Annotated in this window: 15 protein-coding genes and 1 tRNA gene; 1 reads left to right on the forward strand and 15 read right to left on the reverse strand. The window is 35.9% G+C overall.

Annotation, left to right across the window (positions count from 1 at the left end; all coding sequences use genetic code 11):
* Positions 1 to 84: 84 nt before the first annotated feature.
* The 13 genes from thyX to AA81_RS07570 form a co-directional block, all read right to left on the reverse strand.
* Positions 85 to 804, reverse strand: a complete 720-nt coding sequence (thyX, locus tag AA81_RS07505; protein WP_103079106.1) for an FAD-dependent thymidylate synthase — start codon at positions 802 to 804, stop codon at positions 85 to 87.
* Positions 770 to 1,948 carry a tetratricopeptide repeat protein gene (locus AA81_RS07510; RefSeq protein ID WP_103079105.1) on the reverse strand — a complete coding sequence of 393 codons (1,179 nt, stop codon included), beginning with the start codon at positions 1,946 to 1,948 and terminating at the stop codon, positions 770 to 772. The genes thyX and AA81_RS07510 overlap by 35 nt, the downstream gene beginning before the upstream one ends.
* A gap of 168 nt (positions 1,949 to 2,116) precedes the next feature.
* Positions 2,117 to 3,502 carry a flagellar assembly protein A gene (locus AA81_RS07515; protein ID WP_103079104.1) on the reverse strand — a complete coding sequence of 462 codons (1,386 nt, stop codon included), beginning with the start codon at positions 3,500 to 3,502 and terminating at the stop codon, positions 2,117 to 2,119.
* A gap of 17 nt (positions 3,503 to 3,519) precedes the next feature.
* A complete protein-coding gene (locus AA81_RS07520) occupies positions 3,520 to 4,326 on the reverse strand; it encodes an epoxyqueuosine reductase QueH (RefSeq protein WP_169999670.1) in 807 nt (268 codons plus the stop codon).
* On the reverse strand, positions 4,323 to 4,838 hold the full coding sequence (locus AA81_RS07525; RefSeq protein WP_103079102.1) for a ComEA family DNA-binding protein: 516 nt from the start codon (positions 4,836 to 4,838) through the stop codon (positions 4,323 to 4,325). Before AA81_RS07525 ends, AA81_RS07520 begins: the two co-directional genes overlap by 4 nt.
* Positions 4,835 to 5,599, reverse strand: a complete 765-nt coding sequence (locus AA81_RS07530; protein ID WP_103079101.1) for a hypothetical protein — start codon at positions 5,597 to 5,599, stop codon at positions 4,835 to 4,837. Before AA81_RS07530 ends, AA81_RS07525 begins: the two co-directional genes overlap by 4 nt.
* Before the next feature lie 3 nt (positions 5,600 to 5,602).
* Positions 5,603 to 6,592: a dehydroquinate synthase/iron-containing alcohol dehydrogenase family protein gene (locus AA81_RS07535; RefSeq protein WP_103079100.1), complete on the reverse strand. Its 990-nt coding sequence runs from the start codon at positions 6,590 to 6,592 to the stop codon at positions 5,603 to 5,605.
* Positions 6,593 to 6,607: 15 nt separating this feature from the next.
* On the reverse strand, positions 6,608 to 7,042 hold the full coding sequence (gene rpiB, locus AA81_RS07540; RefSeq protein ID WP_103898689.1) for a ribose 5-phosphate isomerase B: 435 nt from the start codon (positions 7,040 to 7,042) through the stop codon (positions 6,608 to 6,610).
* 221 nt (positions 7,043 to 7,263) lie between these two features.
* Complete coding sequence (lexA, locus tag AA81_RS07545; protein WP_103079159.1) at positions 7,264 to 7,881, reverse strand: transcriptional repressor LexA; 618 nt, start codon at positions 7,879 to 7,881, stop codon at positions 7,264 to 7,266.
* A 41-nt stretch (positions 7,882 to 7,922) separates the two neighbouring features.
* On the reverse strand, positions 7,923 to 10,364 hold the full coding sequence (gene gyrA / locus AA81_RS07550; RefSeq protein WP_103898690.1) for a DNA gyrase subunit A: 2,442 nt from the start codon (positions 10,362 to 10,364) through the stop codon (positions 7,923 to 7,925).
* Positions 10,365 to 10,382: 18 nt separating this feature from the next.
* Positions 10,383 to 12,320, reverse strand: coding sequence for a methionine--tRNA ligase (gene metG, locus AA81_RS07555; RefSeq protein WP_103079161.1), 1,938 nt, complete (start codon positions 12,318 to 12,320; stop codon positions 10,383 to 10,385).
* 278 nt (positions 12,321 to 12,598) lie between these two features.
* Positions 12,599 to 12,805 (reverse strand): hypothetical protein, encoded by a 207-nt coding sequence (locus tag AA81_RS07560; protein WP_245857207.1) that lies wholly within the window; start codon positions 12,803 to 12,805, stop codon positions 12,599 to 12,601.
* Positions 12,806 to 13,189: 384 nt separating this feature from the next.
* A tRNA-Ile gene (locus AA81_RS07570) sits at positions 13,190 to 13,266 on the reverse strand.
* A gap of 124 nt (positions 13,267 to 13,390) precedes the next feature.
* On the opposite strand from AA81_RS07570, the gene AA81_RS14205 reads away from it, so the two are divergent.
* Complete coding sequence (locus AA81_RS14205; RefSeq protein WP_169926310.1) at positions 13,391 to 13,561, forward strand: hypothetical protein; 171 nt, start codon at positions 13,391 to 13,393, stop codon at positions 13,559 to 13,561.
* A gap of 27 nt (positions 13,562 to 13,588) precedes the next feature.
* Here AA81_RS14205 and AA81_RS07575 read toward each other — a convergent pair whose 3' ends face one another.
* Together AA81_RS07575 and AA81_RS14210 are read right to left on the reverse strand one after the other, a co-directional pair.
* Positions 13,589 to 14,872: an alkaline phosphatase gene (locus tag AA81_RS07575; RefSeq protein WP_169999672.1), complete on the reverse strand. Its 1,284-nt coding sequence runs from the start codon at positions 14,870 to 14,872 to the stop codon at positions 13,589 to 13,591.
* 397 nt (positions 14,873 to 15,269) lie between these two features.
* Positions 15,270 to 15,526, reverse strand: a 257-nt coding sequence (locus tag AA81_RS14210) for a hypothetical protein (RefSeq protein ID WP_169999674.1), incomplete at its 5' end; no start/stop codon positions are given.

The following is a 15,526-nucleotide window of genomic DNA, read 5'->3' on the forward strand; positions in this document are numbered from 1 at the left end:
TACCTCATAAGAACCTCAAAATCAAAGTCTGTTTTAAGAAACTTTTTTGCACAAATCAGCAAAAAAGCTCTGTCCACTGTAAAATTACTTTAAAATGTCTCCTTTGTACTGATGCTTCAAATATGCTTCATAACTCCACGGACAAGTTTTTTGAAAAAATTGTGCCAAAGCCTTAGCGTACTGTTGAATTTCCCATTGTGCATGTGAAGATGCCCTTAAATCCAAGAAATGCATCAAGGCCCGGGCATTTGTAGTTAAATAAAACTCAGTGTATTCCCCTACGGGTAGTATAATACGTGCCATTTCTCTTGCTACACCCATATTTATAAGTTTTTCGTAAGCCTCATAACTTTTCTTGTAAACTTCTTCTATAAGTTCAAGAGTCTCCTCTTTTAATTGTTCATCAAAGTATACATTACTACTCTGTTTGTTTTTTGTATCTTGTACCCTGATATGATCCGGGATATAAAACTCGTTGACGTTTTTCGATGTGTATCTTCTACTGATTTCATTGGGAGACATTCCTATCCTATGGCGAAACCATTGTCTAACAACAAAGATAGGGGCTTTTACATGAAATGTAAAAGTGATATGTTCAAACGGAGAGAGATGCCCATGTTCCATCAAGTAGTCTATGAGTTTTCTATCTTTCTCATCGGTAGATATATCTTTTCCGTGTGACACTCTGGCAGCCCTAACCGCAGATCTGTCATCTCCCATCATATCAACAAGAGTAACAAATCCTTTATCGAGCACTTTGATAAATTCCTTATTTGCTGTGAGGCTGTCTTCTTGATTGGTCATTGTCAATTTTTTTCTCCTTCCCAAATTTGAATACTATGTAGAATATCGCTGAAATTACTATAAATAACGGTAACAAGGTGGTCAAGAAATTGTTTCTGGTTAGTTTTCTATCTATAGCGTTCAAAGTTTGTTTTATATCAGAATTATCTGGATCGTACATGAGTGCTTTGGTTAAATAAATTCTTGAAATTGCCAAATTGTCAGTGCTGGTTTTATTACTCTCATATAAAGTTGTTCCAAGTTTAGCTAAAGCCTCTGCATTCTTAGGATCAAGATCGATAGCGGTTTTATAATAATTTATCTTCTGAGAGTTTGTTTCAGAAATATCGCCCAAAAGTTCATAACTTTTTGAGAGTACCGCTTTTTTATTAGAATTTTGAAGAATCCAATCGACAATTTTTCTTGATTCTGATTTTTCATCCAAATTGTAATAAGAAAGGGCTATTAAAAACATGATCCTTTCGTCTTTTTGTGAAAGATTTACGTAATCTGTTGATAGCTGTTTGACGTCTTCAAACTTGCTTAATTCAAATGCTTGAACTATCAACAATTCTTGAATTTTTCTATTTGATGGATAAGAAGAATAAGCTTTTTCCAGATTTTTGAATATGTTCTCTTTTTCTTGAAGGGTTGCCCCTTCCCACGTTAAAAGCGATTTATAATAAATTGAAAAAGGATTTTCTCCAATATTCTCCTCTATTATATCAATGGAACTTAAAATTTCATTAAATATTTCCATATTTTTGGATTTTTGCCACACTTCATAGTTCAATAAAACATTGATGGCATTAACGATAACTGAATCAGGGTAATTGTTGGTTAATATCCTAATTCTATTGATACTTTCCTCTTCATTACCTGGATAGTATTCAGAAAGAACGTTCAACGCAGCTGAATCATCAGGTTTTAAAGAAGAAAGTATATAAGGCCTAGTTTGATTAGCAGCAGTTTTATATTCTTCGTTACCTGTTTCATAATATTTTAAATACAATCCTAAAACGTTCAAACTCTTCTGGGATGAAACTAATAATTCATCGGTATCAAAAGTATAAACGTAGCTATCTAAATTACCGGCATAGATATTCAAAGTTATAAAAAAAATGGAAAGAATTAGAAATGATATTTTTTTAAGAAGTCGATACATGTGTCAATTCTCCTAATTATTTTTTAGCGCCATACGTTAAGGGGGTTCCCCTTAATAACCCCAAATCAAGGTCAAAATCATTTAAAAACATTGTTTGCACACTGCGGCAAACTTAAAAAATCTTTTTGCACAAGGCTGCAAAAGGGCTCCCCCCTGTAGTTTTGTTTGTTATCTGGGAACATTTGTTTGCTTTTGATAACCGTGAGGAACTATCTCATCATCTTCGAGTTGAAACACTACCTTCGTAATTGGTTTTGTAGGCATAAATTTTTTCTTGTGTATGATTATTTCAGTTCCTGGATATACCACTTTTTTTGCTATGATAAAGGCAGATTCTTTAGATGATTGAATTTTATTTCTAATCGTTTCCAGCTTTTCTTTATCTTCTCTTACTTCTGATAAGAGCATTTTATAGGTGTTAAAAGATTTCTTGTAGTATTCTAACCTCTTTTGGTCTATTTTACCTTTTTCTTTTAGGACTTGGATCCCTTTGATTATAGAATTGAGTTTCCTAAGATTTTCCATATCGAGGGCAATTTTTTGTTCTAATTTATTTAACTCTTCGTTAAGGTCAGGTAAAACTCCCACTTCACAGATAGATCTGACACCCATTTCACTCCCTAAAATTTCCGCTTCTATAAGGTTGGTGGCTAAGGTATATCCACCTGAGATCTTTCCGGTACCACCTTCAACGATGACATGTTTTCCTGCTTTGATGTTAGAATTGACGATGGCTGTTTTAACTATTACATCTTCTTCAGCTTCGATATTGGCGTTTTCGATGTAATTGCACCTCAAGATTTTAACCTTTATAGAACTTTTACCGGCACCTTTTATCCCAAATATTTTGGCTTCTCCTTCACAAAATACCGTAGCAGATTCAACTACACCTTTGATCTCTAAATAAGAAGTAGCTTCAACGTAAAAACCCGATTTAACATCCCCGTTAATGATCAACTTCCCTGGGAAGCGAACGTTGCCAGTAGCGTAGTCTATGTTTCCTTCTATCTTGTGTTCGTCAGAAACATCTAAGCTTATCTCACCATTCGGTGTTTCTTTACTGAGGAACTTTCCATCTATCTTTGAAATTACCTTATTGTTGTTTACTTCAACGTTATTACCTAACTTTAGTTTTAGCTCTTTTCCCTGAATACCTTCGATTTTTTCTCCCCGTACGTTTCTTCCGGATTCACCTTTGGTTGGAGGAATTATCTCTGCCAGTGTATCTCCTTTTTTTACGATTATCAATTGGCTACTTTCTTTTAAGTCAACATAGCTATTTTCATTGTTAAGTTTTTCTTCAATATTCTGCTGAAAGATTAACTGTGCATCTTTCCCAACCTTCGGAGGCATTCCATACGCAATAGCGTATTCTTTATCATATTCGGGTTCAGAGACAATTTCTTCAATAACTTCTGATTTTATCCCTACTACCACACCTTTTTCTTTTAGAAAAGCCTTTATTCCGCCAATAGTAGGTGGTCGTCCATCATCTATTAATTTTAAAGATGCCACCATCCCATCTTCAGAGATTCGCAGATCATATTTAGCCAATCTAAACTACCCCTCTTTCACCATAATATTACTTTCCCTTTCCAGTTATCAATCTTGTATCTGGAACTTGTAACGATGTTAAAATCTTGGGCTATTTCTTTTTTTATTAGGATGATTTGAGGTTTCAAATATTTCAAAAAGTGCAATCCAACCTTTTCTAAAAACTTTGCTGGAATATCTTGTGGAATTCTAAGCAAGTCTTTTTTGTAAAATGTAAAATATTTTTGGGTTAACTCTTCTCCAAGTATCTCAACTAAACTCTTGTAATTTTTTTGCTTAGACTCCTCTTCATACCTTTTTGATTCGTTCAAAGAAAAAGAACAACCACAATAATTTTGACGATAAATATTGTAAGTTTTACATATTTGTGCTGCCATATGAACACCATTATTGGACCTAAAGTTTACATACTTAAAAGATGGATTTTCTTCTTTATCCAAATTCTTCGTTATTTCTAAAATATCCTTGTGAGACTTTCTAGGGGAAGCAAGAAGAGTCGTTGAATAGATAGAAAAATTCAATCGTTTAGCTTTAGCTTTGGTCTTTTCAAGCCTCAACTTCATACATTCATAACATCTTTTAGGGCTTTTTTCTTTTCCCTTTATCCTTTCTAAAAACTTATCAGGTTCATAATCTCCTTCGTAGAGTTGGAACCCCCAAATATCCCTTAATTTTTTAACTTCATCCAATCTCTTGGAATATTCTTGAAGTGGATAAATATTCGGGTTGTAAAAAAATACAACAGGTTCGAATCCCTGTTCTACTAATTTTCTATAAGAAACCGTTAGATCAGGTGCGCAGCAAACGTGTAAGAAAATCTTCAAAATACTATCTTCCCTTCCATTTTTTCTATCGTAGAAGATGGAATACCTAATTTCTTTAGATCATATAAAGAGCTTATACGTTTAATAGCCCTATATTCGATAATTTTCTGTGCAGACACTTCTCCTATTCCCGGTAAACTTTCCAATTCTTCACTGGATGCTTCATTTATGTTTATTTTATCATCCACTATTTCGTAAACAACCTCTGAAAGATAAATATAGTCTTTAATATTTGAAAATGTTTTTTCTCCTATACCAGAAACATTCATAATGTCTTCTATTTCCCTAAAACCTTTCTCTTGTCTATAATTTAAGATTGCTTGTGCCTTGGCGGGTCCGATTCCAGGTAGTTCGATCAACTCTTCAACTGACGCGGTTAAAAGGTCTATTTTATTTTCCTGATAAGAATTAAGTCTACCTTCTTCACCCGAGTGATATCGATCAACCGTTAAAATTCCAAGCAAAACAACTAAAATTATACTTAATACCGGAAAAAGGAGCTTTTTTCTCATTGTATTTCTACTCCACTAAAGTAGATACCTTTAGTGAATCTGTCTGCTATACTCAGTCCAGTTAAATCAAAAACAAGCTTCTCATTCATATTTTTCAAGTATGTTTGTGCCTCGTTATAATCATCAAACAGACCGACGAGTATTGCCCAATAATCTTCGTTACTCTGTTGAAACTTACCGTTGAAAACAAAAGCGGGGATGCCCCCTTGTCTTAACGCCATCGTAGGAAACATAGCTGGTGCTGGAGTAGTGTATAGGTAAATTTGAATGGAAAATAGGTACTGCTCTTCCTCTTTCCCTTCCAAAGAAAAATCCGAACGATACAAGTAATACTTATCCCCGTTTTGAAAAATAAAGTAAGATATATCGTTGTTTAAAGCGTACAACGCCTCTTCAAAGACCTCGCGTTGATCGTAAAAAACTTTTACAGAACCTTTGTTGTATGGTTTTAACATCGTAACCGAGTTGTTCAGCAACACTTGATAATCGAGTTCTTGAATATTGTAACTTACCCTCGCCATTGTGTTCCCAATCTCAATCTGTGGCAAAACTAAATCTTCTAACACAGCAGATTTGGAAGTTGGTTCAACTTCATTTGGTATGTTTACTTGAGTATTATCTAACTCTTCAATTTTAAGTTTAAGATTATTCATCTGACTTTTTAAATATATAGTATACGTTGTCAGCGCGAAGGTGATCAAAGGTAAAATAAAAACAAGAATTAAAATAACTGTGAACCAACGCGGATTATTCTTTTTCATGATTCATACACCTCTCAAAAGAGATTTAAACTCTAAAAGGAGATCTTTCAGCTCTCCAAAATTCAAAAGCAAATCCACAAAGCCGTCCTCTTTTAGTAATATTTCTCTTATAGGTACGTTGTTCACTTTAGCCTTGATGTTTTGGATTTTTGATGATTTCAAATCTTCGAAACTTCTTATGTTTTCAAAGATCTCTTGAAAATTTTTCTCATGTATATACCCAAATTTAAAACTCAAATACACAAGAAACGCAAAAGACAAACTCTCATTTTGAACGAAATCAGCTTTTACAGAGGTATCTGCAATGTATTTCATCAATTTGGTCCCAGGAAAAGGTAAATCATTAGAATAAAGGGACAAAACAAATTTAACAGCAGAATAAAGATAATCCTCTAAATCTAAGCGGATGAAATTTTTAGAATACTTCAAAGATAAGCTGGCAAAGTTATTGTCAAACAAAATCCCCAAAATATATCCCAAGAAAAACTGTTTTTTCATATCTTTTTTATCTAAAAATTTGCAAAAATACGGATCTATATAAACTAGATCGGGATAACCGCTCACCTTCAAAAAATTCTTAGTGTAATTCATATCTAAATAGAATTCTCCCGAAACGGGTAAATATATCATAGAAGACAGTGTTGTTGGCATAACTGTGAAGGTCCCTTTTGGAAAATCCAAAGTATGAAAAACGTAACCAGCCATGTCTATCAAGGAACCCCCACCTATCACCACTAAATTGCTATAACTACCTTCTACCATGACCTTACACAGTTCTAAATATTTATCGAAATACTTGGTTTCATTGCCGCCTTTTACATAAAAGATATTGTTACCGGATCCTGTATTTAAATGATTTTTCAAATTGGAATCGATTATCATCAAAGTTCCGTATTTAGATGCGTATCTTTTAGAAAATTCTTTGTAATACCCATGGCTTATATTGATATTAATGTCTTTCTCAATACCCTTAGAAAAACTGATACTTTTCATCTTTTTTCGTCCTTTTTACCTAATTTCGTCGATTTTATCGACACGCCTTTTATGTCTTCCACCTTCAAAATCTGTCGATAAAAACTTGTCTACCGTCCAAATGGCTAAATCAATGCCCATAAGTCTACCTGCTAAAACCAAAACGTTGGCGTCGTTATGTTTTCTAGCGTATTCTGCCATCAATGGATACAAGCATAAAGCACCTCGTATGCCTTTCACTTTGTTCACTGCGATTGACATCCCGATTCCAGTACCACAGATACCTATGCCAAAATCAACTTCGCCTTTGGTTACCTTTTCACCAAGTTTTTTGGCATAATCTGGATAATCGACACTAGCATTGGAATTAGTCCCCAAATCTATTATATCGAATTTCTTCTCTAAAAGATAATTTTTAATCTGTTCTTTCATATCATATCCGGCATGATCGGAGGCAATTGCAATTTTCATGAAAATACGCTCCTTTTGATTATAGAATGTTGTCTTTAGTAACTCTTGTATTTAGCGCCCCTTCGCCCCGCTCCCCACCCGTAAGGATAAAAGAATTTTTATCCATTACCCAGCAACTCACCCGTAGGGATAAAAGAATTTTTATCCATAACCTTGCAACTCACCCATAAGGAAGGGATAGTAAGGCTCCTATCTGTAACTCACCCTTTTTAAGAGGACTTTTATAGCACTCTTATTAAGCCCACCATCTTCCCTTGTATCTTTAAACGATTCGCTTTTACCTTTATCTCTTTCATACTTTTATTTTCTGGTACAAGCAGCACTTCGTCTTCATTCAGTCTTTTGTACCTTTTAAGTGTTGCTTCATTTCCATCGATCAATGCAACCACTATGTCTCCATCCATTGCGTAATCTTGTTTACGTATTATAACAAAATCTCCGCTTTTGATCTGTGCCTCTATCATGGAATTCCCTTCAACTCTTAGGGAAAAATATTCGTAATTTTTAGGGAAAAAATTGGTAGGTATGGGAATGTAATCGCTAATTGTTTGTATAGCTTCTATAGCATCTCCCGCAGCTATCTTTCCCGAAACAGGAGCCAAAGTCTCTGTGGCGAAAATTTCTCCCGATTTTGGCATCATCTTTATCCCACGTGAGACATTTTTACGCTCGATGTAACCCTTTTTTTCCAAAATTATGAGATGCTTATGTGCCGCTCGTGGACTTTTAAAATTAAAATGTTTCATAATATCTCTAATACTTGGGGCAAATCCATTTTTTTCCATATAAGATTTTATGAAGTCCAGAACCTGTGACTGCCTTTTTGTCAATTCCTCCATTTTATTAACCCCTTCCATGCTTAATAATTATAATTATAACACTACTCTTCATCATTAGCTTGAACTTCAATGGCTCCGACAACTGAATCGTCTCTATCCAGTCTAACAATTATAACACCTTGGGTGATTCTTCCTAAAACATTTATATTATTTACATTTACCCTAATAGCCTTACCTTTTTTAGTGAATATCAGTATGTCTCTCCCATCTTCCACACTCATTGTCGAAACTATGGGACCTATTTTAGATATATCTCGTACCGTTTTCACCCCAATTCCTCCACGATTCTGTGGCTTATAGGAACGGAATAAGGCTCTTTTTCCATAACCTCTTTCTGTGATCAACAAAAGTTTTTTGCCTTCCTCAGCCTTCACCACGTTGATCACCTCATCGCCTTTACGCAATTTTATTGAATTAACACCCATTGCGGTTCTTCCCATCTTTCTTACATGGGAAGAGTTGAACATTAATGACATACCTAGCTTTGTCACAACCAACAAATCTCTATCCATTCCATCGAGCAATATCACATCGACAACTGCGTCGTTATCAAGCAGATTGATGGCTCTGATACCCGAAGCTCGTGCACTACTAAACTCTCTCAAAGAAGTTCTCTTCACCTTACCTAGTTTCGTAAAAATGAGAATGTCTTTATCGTAATCTCCATCTAAAGATATGGCAACGATACTTTTTATCTCTTCCCCTTCATTTAAACTGATGAAGTTAGCGATATGTTTGCCTTTTGTGCTTTTCGAACTTGTTTCGATTTCGTAGGCATTTATTTGATACGCTTTACCAGCAGAACTAAATAGCATTAATTTAGATAACTTGTTCGTGTATATGACCTCTTTAACATCATCTTCTTCAGAAATTTTTAATCCTTTTACACCTTTCCCGCCTCTTCCTTGAACCTTGTATTCCGATGAAGGAATGGCTTTGAGGTAACCCCACTTGGTCAAAACTATTACGACATCTTCATCTTGAATCATTTCAACCTCTTGGGCTAAATCTCCTTTGTTGTACAGTATCTCCGTTCTCCTTTTATCTCCAAATTTATTCGCTACTTCATTGAGCTCTTCTTTTACTACTCCCATCAGCCTTTCTTTATTCTGCAGAATATCCATAGCGTTTTCTATATCTTTGTATAGGTTCTTCAGCTCTTCGTTTAAGTTGGTGATTTCAAGTTTTGAAAGGCTAATCAATCTCATATCTGCGATAGCTTTTGCCTGTTCTTCACTTACACCTATCGTTTCTTGAAGGTTCTTCAGAGCTTCCTGAGGATTTTCTGAGTTTCTAATGATCTCAACCACTGTATCGATACCTTGAACAGCTTTAATAAGTCCTTCGACGATATGTGCGCGCTTTCTTGCCTTCTCTAACTCGTACTGTGTTCTTCTTGTTATAACGTTAACCCTGTGGTCCAAAAAACTCTGTAAAAGTCCCTTTAAATTCATCAAAGAGGGCTTTTCGTTATCGATTACATTCATTTGAACGTAAAAATAAGATTGAAGATTCGTGTGCTTGAACAAATCGTTGATCAATCTCTTTATGTTTGCGTTTCTTTTCAGCTCAATTACCAGTCTTATTCCTTCTTTATCGCTCTCATCTCTAACGTCTTTTATCCCCACATCTTTCTTTTGCTCTTTTGCCTTAACCACATATTTTACAATTTGTTCGATGATATCGGTCTTAGAAACGTTGTAAGGGATCTCCTCAAAGATGATAGAGGTTCCTTTACCTTCGTCGTCTATTCTATACTTTCCTCTAATAGTTATCTTTCCTCTCCCTGTTTCATAGAGTTCTTTCAACCCTTCTCCGTCGACAACTTGACCACCGGTTGGGAAATCAGGCCCTTTAATATGTTTCAAAAGATCCTTTACTTCACATTCAGGTTTTTCTATTAACAATTTTAATGCTGAAACAAGCTCGTTTAAATTATGAGGTGGGATATTGGTAGTCATTCCAACGGCTATCCCACTTGCTCCATTCATCAAAAGATTAGGCACCATTGTGGGTAAAACAACAGGTTCACTCAAGGAACCATCGAAATTTTCTCTAAAATCTACAGTTTCTTTCTCGATATCCTTGAGCATATACTCTCCAAGTTCAGGCATACGTGCTTCTGTATACCTCATAGCTGCAGGAGGATCGCCGTCTATCGAGCCAAAATTTCCCTGTGCCTCAACCAACGGATACCTCATAGTGAAAGGTTGTCCCATTCTAACTAAGGCATCATAAATAGCCGCATCTCCGTGGGGATGATACTTACCCATCACCTCACCAACGATACGGGCATTTTTTTTGAATGAAGAGTTATGTTTCAACCCTAATTCGCTCATAGAGTAAAGTATTCTTCTCTGAACAGGTTTCAACCCATCTCTAACATCGGGTATAGCCCTGCTTACAATAACGCTTAAAGAATAAAGTAAGTAAGAAGTTTTTAATTCTTCAGTAAAATCTTTGATAAATATTTTATCGTCCATCTCTTGGTATTACCTCCATTAAGAAATCTTTGAACCAGCTTCAACATCTTTATCTACTGTGAGTATGCTCAAATTACCGTTTCCATCTTTAGCCGCTAAAAGCATACCTTCAGATAATTCCCCCATCAATTTGGCGGGTTTTAGGTTGGCGATGATTATTATCTTCTTACCAACTAAATCTTCAGGTGAATAAAAGTTTTTGATGCCTGCGATAACTTGTCTTTCACCCATCTGTCCTAAATCAAGATGTAATCGAAGCAATTTGTTGGATTTTTCGATATTTTCTGCCTTTACTACTTTGGCAACTCTTAAGTCGATCTTTTTAAAATCCTCTATTTCTACTATATTTTGAACGTTTTCACTTTCCGACATTACTTCGCCCTCCTTGTTGATATTTACGGTTTTAATTATTCTCTTCCAACTCTTCACGTCGATTCTTTGAAATATGGGATCACCTTTCACAACTTTAACTCCACTGTGTAAAAGGCCCTTTTCAAGGCTCTCTCGATTTAAAACTTCCAAACCATAACCTATCTTTTTTAACATCGTTTCGGAAGTGTCAGGCATAACTGGATAAATCAAAATAGAAATAATTCGAATAACGTCGAGTAAATTGTATAAAACGGTGGACAATCTATCTTTCTCATTTGGATCATTCCCCAAGATCCAAGGCTCAGTTAAATCTATGTATTTATTAGAAAAACGTATGATTTCCCATAGATTTTCAAGTGCTTGTGTAAACTGATACCGATCCATCAAATTCAAATAAGCGTTTTTCTTACTCTCTAAGAGTTCTATGAGTTCCTCGTCCACCTTATCCTTTCTTTCAGGTTTTGGTATGACACCGTTGAAATACTTTTCAACCATCGTAAGTGTTCTATGCACTAAATTGCTTAGATCATTGACCAAATCAGCGTTGTATCGAGTAATTAAGTTTTCTTCAGAAAAATCTCCATCTCTACCAAAGGCAATATCCCTCAACAAATAATACCTTATAACATCCCTGCCATAGGCGTTCATGAGAACCCTTGGATCAACGGCGTTTCCCAAAGATTTTGAAATCTTTTGTCCGTTGACCGTTAGCCACCCATGTGCGAATACCTTCTTCGGCAAAGGCAACCCCACTGACATCAACATAGCAGGCCATATAAGCGAATGGAACCTATTAATTTCTTTCCCAATAAGGTGCAAATCTGCGGGCCAGTACCTGTTGAATTTTTGTTGATCATCAGAATAACCTATTGCACTGATATAATTAATCAAAGCATCCACCCAAACATACACCACATGTTTAGGATCACTCTTTAAAGGTATTCCCCAATCGAACGTAGTCCTAGTGATGCTAAGATCTTTTAATCCATTATTCAAAATTTGCAACATCTCATTTCTTCTAAAAGATGGTTCCACAAAATCAGGATTATTTTCATAATGCTTCAACAACGGTTTGGTATATTTGGAAAGTTTAAAAAAGTAATTCTCTTCCTCCACCCATTTTAATTCTCTATTACATTCAGGGCAAAGTTTAACGCCATCTTGAGTGATTATCTCAGATTCATCCCAAAAGGATTCGTCGTGTATGCAATACCAACCGGCATATTTTCCTTTGTAAACATCTCCATTCTCCATCATCTTCTCAACGAACATCTGCACGGTTTTTACATGATAATCATCTGTTGTTCTAACAAAATGATCGTAACTAATCCCCATTTCATCCCATAAATTTTTAAATTTTGAAGAAAGTGAATCAACATACTCCTGTGGAGGAATATTCTTCTCTTTCGCTGCCTGTAACACCTTTTGCCCATGTTCATCCGTTCCAGTTAAAAAGAAAACATCGTACCCCATCATTCTCTTAAATCTTGCTACTATATCTGCAACTATCGTCGTATATGCCGAACCAATATGTGGTTCACTGTTAACGTAGTAAATCGGTGTAGTGACGTAAAACTTATCCATTAATGGCACCTCCAAAACTGTTCAACCTTCTTTCCCATATCTAATTGTGAAGCCTACAATATTATATCACATTGAAATTGTTTTGGTATTCTCATATATTCTTTTATTCTTTCAGAGAGGAAACAAGGCAGTGTCTTACCATCCCTTCCCCTATGGATGGCAGCGAGGTGAAAGGGCGCTAATAAAATCATTAAAAAGATATCACTCCTCATAAAAGAGGGGTGATATCTATCACTACCACAATTACTTAAAAATACTCAAAAATCTACTTACTATCATTACTTCAATATTTCTTTTAGCTCTTCTATGGTTATTTCAAATATATTGTCGATTATTTGGTTTATTCTTCTTTCTTCAGCTTCTTTTATCTTTTCCTTCATCTCTGTGGTTAATTGTCTACCAAATCTTCCACTTAACATTCTAATTGCAAATTCTCTTTCACCTTCCAATTTACCTTCGTTTCTTAACTTTTCAGCAATTGTCATAACTATTTCACCCTTTTCCTACTTTCCCTTCAATGTAGCTTTTGTGTTTCATAAGAATGTATATGTATCCATCTTGTCCATTTATCTTTGTTTTGTATAACATAATTATACCATATCTTTTTGAAGGTGTGCTATCTTATCGAATAACTTCTGTATAACAAGTTTTATAGCGCCCTTGCTCCGCTGCCCACCCCTAAGGAAAAGATTCTTTTGTCCCTTCACCCCGAAGCCTGTTTATAAGATTGGTGAAGTGTTTTCTTTGTTAATTTAATTATACCATTTCTTTTTGATGATAGGTTTGTGAAAAAAGTTGACAAAAGCCGATAAAAATAGTAAAATTGAAGTGTATAAAAAAATAAAAGCCAAGGAACCCTTGGCTTTTATTGGTGGGCTCGGGTGGATTCGAACCACCGACCACCCGGTTATGAGCCGGAAGCTCTAACCAACTGAGCTACGAGCCCGTTTACGTAGATTATTATAGCATTTAAAAAAACATTTGTCAATACTTTTTCTAACAAAGACAATTTTCATCTGTTAGTGTGGTTTTGGGAGGGATAAATACTTCTTAAAGGAGCAGTTAGTGAAATGAGCAACAACGTGGAAAGCATAAAAAGTCAAGATGACCCTGTTAAAACGCTAATACGAAAATATCCAAGAATTATAGTACTAAAGGCGGTCTTCAATCTCTTAGACAACGAAGAAAAGATAGATCTCGAAAGTTTAGAAAACGAAGTCGTCAAGCTATTAAAAAATTAAAGGGCTGATCTAATCAGCCCTTTAATTTTAATTATTCGGTACATTCTCTAAAGGGTAAGAAAGCTTAACCCCCAACAAACAAGCTATTTTTCGAGGAAGGTCTGTGTTATCCATAATACCTACAAATTCCTCAGCACCAGGTCCATAAGCTAATATAGGTACCAACGCACCAGTATGATCATGTGTTGTCCAGCCAATACTTGCTCTTGCGCTTGTAATCTCTGCTAAAGCATCTACTTTGTTTTTAGTGGATTCCAAATATGCGATCTCTTCTTCTGACAAATCAAAACCATAATACTCTTTCACGTTGGACTTTAACTCTTCCATATCTTGAGAATTAGCTACAACCCAATCCGTAGTTTTTTGATAATTTCTAACCATTTCCAAATCCATCGTGTATCCACCTGATGACAAACCCAAACCTCCAGTTTCGTGATCGGCAGTGACAATTACCAAGGTATCAGGATTTTCTTTTGCAAAATCTAGAGCAACCTTCACAGCTTCATCGAATTCAACCGTTTCTTTCCAAATTCCAAAAACATCGTTATCGTGAGCTTCCCAATCGATTTGAGAACCTTCAATCATCACAAAGAAAGGAGCATCGCCTTTTGATAAAATTTCTAAGGCTTTGGCGGTCATCTCGGGTAAAAGTGGTTCAGCAGGCGTTCTTTCAGTAACGCTATTCATATGGCTTGAAGAGAATAACCCTAAAACCTTTTCTCCGGAGTAAGCCATTAACTCTTGCTTAGTGGTTATATAATCGAAACCATTTTCCTTTGCAACAGAGATAAGATCTTTTCCGTCGGCTCTTTGTGTAGGATCAAAATGTCTCCAACCCCCTCCTAAAGCAACAGTCAGGTTACTATTAACCAACTGTTCAGCTAGCTTGTCTTCATCGTTTCTACTAAGCACATGACCATAATAAGCCGCTGGTGTGGCGTGGGTTATTCTTGAAGTTGCAACCACACCTGTTTTGTAGCCTTGCTCAGCTAAAACTTCAGCTATTGTTGGTACTATTTCACCATTTGGAAGTACTCCTATAAACCCGTTGTTTGTTTTGTAACCTGAAGCAAGAGCAGTTCCCGCTGCAGCAGAATCGGTAACGTTGCTATTTGCAGAATAAGTGATAGCGTAACCAGTGTAAGGCATTTGCATCATGTAAAGCTCACGACCCTCTATATAACTCGTTAACAACATCTCGTTTGGACCCATACCATCACCGATGAGAAATATCACGTTTTTCACATCGCCCGCGAAACTGAGCAACGACACCACAAGAACCAACATAACTAACAAAATACCCTTTTTCATACTTTCTACCTCCCTTTGATTTTTTAGTTACACTCTTCTTTAAAAGCTCTGCAAGCTGTTTTAGCGCCCCTTCGCCCCGCTCCCCACCCGTAAGGAAGAGGGACCGGCGGTCCCTTAAACCCTCCAAACATCCATAAGGAAAAGGGATGGTGAATCTTCTTTACGCTGTCCGCCCATAGGGAAGAACCTGCGGTCCCTTAAACCCTCCAAACATCCATAAGGAAAAGGGATGGTGAATCTTCTTTACGCTGTCCGCCCATAGGGAAGGACCTGCGGTCCCTTAAACCCTTTAAACAATCATGAGGATAAAAGAGTATAGCCTCGCAGCGCAGCCCGCACTATCAAAATCATTGTAACCAAAAAACATTTGGGAGGTTTTAAAATATATAAAGAATTACTAAAAAATTTCTCTATTTTTGACTACCCCATCGTCTATATTCAAATCAAAATTCTTTGACTCTATTATCTTCATCAAATCTCTGAAACTTTTGTTCTCGCTCCTCATTTGCCGTGAAGCTGTTTCTTTGATCCTCTTACGCAAAAAGACTAAAATATTATTCTTCGTTTTTTCGTTCAAGTTATGATAATGAACTAAAAAGCCTCTATCTCTATTCCCCAACTTCCAAACGATAGGCCTATCTTTATAAAACTTCT

The organism is Petrotoga halophila DSM 16923, assembly GCF_002924615.1.